Here is a 3101-nt window from a genome sequence, read left to right on the forward strand (position 1 = left end):
CGGCGCCGCAGGCCGTGCGCGCCGAGTGGATGTTCACGTGGAGGTGGGCAAGGATCACCCATCGTCACGAACTACTCGATGTCGAGGCGGGATTCGGCCGATGGCGAGGCGTGAAAACTCGCCTGGGGTCTCCGTCGGGCCTCCACGGCGTGTAAAGACTCGCTCACGGTTGGCTTTGGGTTGCCTCCCGGCGGGGCCGAAGGCAGGCCCGAAGACGCACATCGTCCCCACCGACGGCGGGTCGGTGGGGACGACGAGGAGCGACGGCGACGCGGCCGGGGAGTGCGGGCCGTCGGGGGTACCGGGGTGTCGGGGTGGCTACTTCACCCACAGCTCGTAGTTCTCGAACTGCCCGCCGCCCGTGCACTGGTAGGTCGACCAGCGGTGGGCGTTGATCCCCTGGTTGCCGGTGTCGTTGCAGGAACTGGCCCAGTAGTAGTCGGTGATGTAGGTGTAACCGGGGCTGGCCGGCGGGTGGCACGGGTGGTTGCAGGAGGCCGTCGCCGGGGCGGCGTGGGCGGAGGCGGCGCTCAGCACGGGGCCGACCAGGACGGCGCTGCCGGCGGCGAGACCCACTACGAGGTTACGGAGACGCATGACGAGATCCCTTCGCTGTGCGAAATGCGGACATCCCGTACACGGTCGGTGACGACTCCCGGTATGACGCGGATGATGTGACCTGCGTCACACTGCACGATGTCGGTATCGGTCGGGCGGTGACGCACTCGGGCGGTCGATGCCCGTCCGGGCGCCCCGGAGAGCACACGGGGGCCGTTTCGGCCGGGCCGGACGACCCGCGGGTGAACTGTGCCCGCCGCTCAGGACCCGGTCGGCGAGGAGGCCGCTCGGCGCAGGAAGTCGCTTGCCAGCGCGCTCGGTTCGAGTGCGCGCGAGTCCCTTCCGCTGAGGATCCAGAAGAACACCGGCCCGACCAGCAGGGCGGTCGCCTGGGGCATCGGGATCGTCAGTGCGTCGCCGGGCAGTGCGCGGCCGATGACAGCCTCCGCGCTCGATCCGATCGGGTCGGTGCCGCTCAACAGGTCGCGCACGGCCTTGTCGTGTTGCGCCTCGCCGATGAGGGCGCGGTAGGCGACGCCGGCGTCGGACGTGGTGAGAAAGGCGATCAGCGCCCCGAGGTAGGCGGTGAGATCGTCCGCGGGATCGTCGTGCGCGGGCACGTCCAGCTCCTGCAGGGCGTCGATCGCGCTCGCCTCGAGCAGGATCTCGGCCTTGGTCGTCCACCAGCGGTAGACGGTCTGACGGGAAACCCCCGCGCGCTGGGCGATGCCCTTGAGAGTGACCTCGCCGTATCCCAACTCGACCACGAGGTCGTCGACGGCGTGCAGGATCGCCGCACGGGCCTCCTCGCTGCGCGGGCGGCCGACTTTGCCGGGCTCGTTCACCATCCCCCTTCCATCGGACGCCGTGTCCCGCGATCGTATATTACGAGACAGCATGTACACAAATAGCTCCGGCGCCGTTCCGGTCGACTGTGGTCGGCCGCTGCGGACCGCGCGACGAAGAGTTACTGGACACCGTGCACCGTATCCGTTAGTTTCGGTGCTGCGTGACCCGTAATAGTCGGCAGTGCCGACGCTGTGCCCGTCAGGGCAGAAAGGAGACCGCACGATGCGCGTCTTCGTGACAGGTTCCACCGGCTGGATCGGCTCGGCCACCGTGGACGAACTGCTCGGCTCCGGCCACGAGGTCCTCGGCCTCGCCCGCTCCGACTCGTCGGCGGCGAAACTGGCGGCCAAGGGGGCGCAGGTCCAGCGCGGCGACCTCGACGACCCCGCTTCCTTCCGGGCGGGCGCGAGTGCCGCCGACGCGGTCGTACACCTCGCGAACAAGCACGACTGGGCCGACCCGCAAGGCAACGACCGCGTCGAGCGCGCTGCGGTGGAGGCGATCCTGGCCGCCCTGGAGGGCTCGACCAAGCCGTTCGTCATCGCCAACGGGCTCTCCGGCATCCTGCAGGGCCGCCCGGTGCTGGAGACCGACGCCTCGCCCGAGGTCGGTCCGGGCGCGGACCGCGGCGGCTCGGAGAACCTCACCCTGGAGGCGGTCTCGCGCGGGATCCGCTCGATAGCGGTGCGCTTCGCGCCGAGCGTGCACGGTCGCGGCGACTGGGGCTTCGTGAACTGGCTCACCGCCGCCGCCCGCAAGCAGGGCGTGTCCGGTTACATCGGGGACGGCAGCACCGAGTGGTCCGCCGCACACGTCTCGGACGTGGCCCGGCTCATCCGCCTCGGACTGGAGCACGCCCCGGCCGGCACCCGCATGCACGCGGTCACCGAGCAGGCGATCACCACCAAGACGATCGCCGAGGCGCTCGGCAAGGTGCTCGACCTGCCGGTGACCTCGATCGACCCCGCGGACGCGGCGGAGCACTTCGGCGTCGTCGGCCACTTCTTCGGCCAGACCATGACCGGCTCCAGCGACCTCACCCGCGAACTGCTCGGGTGGGAACCCACCGGCCCGACGCTGATCGAGGACATCCTCGCCGGCGCCTACACCGACTGAACTCCTCCCTCTGCACCACCGGGTGGTGCCGGCGCCCCGGACGCGGGCACCACCCGTGCACGGGCTGTCGTCCGCTCGCCGTCGAGGGAGCGGACGACAGGGTCGGGTCACCCGCCCGCGAGGGAACTGTCGACTCTCACACGCCCGCGACGGATTGGATCCAGGTACGGTACGCGGTCACGTTGGTATAGGCGGTGGTGCTCTGTCGGTCGCTGGTGGAGGCCACGCCGACCTGCACACCGTTCGCCGTCATCGGACCGCCGGAATCGCCGCCGGCGGTAATGCCGTTGCCGGGACGCGCACAGATCGCCGAACCGTTGTACGCGTCACGGCAGCCGCCGCTCACCACCAGGTTCGCCACCTTGAGGTACTGGGACTGGCAGTTGATCTCGGAGCCGCACCGAGACGTCGCACCCCAGCCGAAGACCTGCACCCCTTGGCCCACGGTCACCGAACCGGGTTGTCCCAGCGGGGAGTACGTCGCCGACACGGAACGGTCGAGTCGGACGAGCGCGAGGTCCGCGGACGGATTGGTGTAGATCTGGGAGCCGTTGGCCACGGTGCCGCCGGAGGACTGG

Annotated in this window: 4 protein-coding genes; 1 reads left to right on the top strand and 3 read right to left on the bottom strand. The window is 70.1% G+C overall.

Annotated features, from left to right (window positions below; all coding sequences use genetic code 11):
• Window positions 1-318 precede the first annotated feature (318 nt).
• Together GT354_RS10585 and GT354_RS10590 are read right to left on the bottom strand one after the other, a co-directional pair.
• Window positions 319-597 carry a hypothetical protein gene (locus GT354_RS10585; RefSeq protein WP_161356028.1) on the bottom strand — a complete coding sequence of 93 codons (279 nt, stop codon included), beginning with the start codon at window positions 595-597 and terminating at the stop codon, window positions 319-321.
• Between the two features lie 221 nt (window positions 598-818).
• Window positions 819-1406 (bottom strand): TetR/AcrR family transcriptional regulator, encoded by a 588-nt coding sequence (locus tag GT354_RS10590; protein ID WP_161356029.1) that lies wholly within the window; start codon window positions 1404-1406, stop codon window positions 819-821.
• A gap of 223 nt (window positions 1407-1629) precedes the next feature.
• Between GT354_RS10590 and GT354_RS10595 the strand changes: the two genes are divergently transcribed.
• Window positions 1630-2523, top strand: coding sequence for an SDR family oxidoreductase (locus GT354_RS10595; RefSeq protein WP_161356030.1), 894 nt, complete (start codon window positions 1630-1632; stop codon window positions 2521-2523).
• A gap of 136 nt (window positions 2524-2659) precedes the next feature.
• On the opposite strand, the gene GT354_RS10600 is transcribed toward GT354_RS10595, so the two are convergent.
• A partial coding sequence (locus GT354_RS10600) for a trypsin-like serine protease (protein ID WP_161356031.1) occupies window positions 2660-3101 on the bottom strand: 442 nt, incomplete at its 5' end.

This window comes from Streptomyces sp. SID3343 (assembly GCF_009865215.1).
Classification (GTDB): domain Bacteria; phylum Actinomycetota; class Actinomycetes; order Streptomycetales; family Streptomycetaceae; genus Embleya.